Origin of the sequence: Mesorhizobium sp. M5C.F.Ca.IN.020.32.2.1 (assembly GCF_004023105.1) — a bacterium.
GTDB classification, from domain to species: domain Bacteria; phylum Pseudomonadota; class Alphaproteobacteria; order Rhizobiales; family Rhizobiaceae; genus Mesorhizobium; species Mesorhizobium wenxiniae.
Map to the genome: position 1 here is coordinate 1 of NZ_RZSX01001298.1, position 1,207 is coordinate 1,207.

Annotated in this window: 1 protein-coding gene; it reads left to right on the forward strand. The window is 67.2% G+C overall.

Annotated features, from left to right (window positions below; translation table 11 throughout):
- A partial coding sequence (locus tag EOA86_RS35405) for a proline dehydrogenase family protein (protein ID WP_128345716.1) occupies positions 1 to 1,207 on the forward strand: 1,207 nt, incomplete at both ends.

Sequence of the window (1,207 nt, forward strand, 5' to 3'; positions counted from 1 at the left end):
ACATGAGACGGTGCGGCGGGCCGAGGGTACGCGCTGCCGCATCTATGCGCCGGTCGGCGCGCATTCCGACCTGCTTGCCTATCTGGTCCGCCGGCTGCTCGAAAACGGCGCAAACTCCTCCTTCGTCCACCAGCTCACCGACGAGGAGGTCGAGCCGGAGGATATCGCTCGCGACCCACTGGAAACCGTCGAGAAACAGGGTCCGGCCAGCAATCCGGCGATCCCCAGCCCGTCGGCGATCTTCGGTGCTGGCCGCCGCAATTCGAAGGGGTTCGACATCACCGATCCCGTGGCGCTGGCCGCGATCGACAAGGCGAAGGTCGAGTTTGCCGGGCCGGACCGCTGGCACGCCAAGCCGATCACCCGGGCCGCCGGCTATGGCAAGCAGCGTCCGGTGGTCAATCCGGCAAAGCCGGAAGAGGTGGTCGGCACGGTCAGCGAGGCCACCGCCAAGCAGGTCGCGACCGCCGTGCGCATCGCGGTGGAGGCGCAGCCGGCATGGGCGAGGCGGGCCGTCGCCGAGCGCGCCGCCATCCTCAACCGCGGCGCCGACCTCTATGAGGCCAATGCTGTCGAATTCTTCGCGCTCGCCGCCCGCGAGGCCGGCAAATCACTGGCCGACGGCGTCGCCGAAGTGCGCGAGGCGGTCGATTTCCTGCGCTATTACGCAACCGAGGCGGCCAATGCCGAACCTGGAACCGAGGCGCGCGGCGTGATCGCGTGTATCTCGCCATGGAATTTTCCGCTCGCCATCTTCACCGGCCAGATTGCGGCAGCTCTCGTCACCGGCAATTCGGTCATCGCCAAGCCGGCCGAGCAGACGCCGCTGATCGCCTTCCGCGCCGTCGAATTGCTGCGCGAAGCCGGCGTGCCGGAAGACGTCATCCAGCTTCTGCCCGGCGATGGCCCCTCGGTCGGCGGCCCACTGACATCAGATCCGCGCATTGCCGGCGTCTGCTTCACCGGCTCGACCGAGGTCGCCAAGCTGATCGAAAAGCAGTTGGCCGAGACCGCCGCGCCCGACGCCATGCTGATCGCCGAGACCGGCGGGTTGAATGCCATGATCGTCGATTCCACCGCGCTTCCCGAACAAGCAGTACGCGACATCCTTGCCTCGGCCTTCCAGAGTGCCGGCCAGCGCTGCTCGGCGCTGCGCGTGCTCTATGTGCAGAAGGACGTCGAGAAGAAGATGCTGGAGATGCTGAAG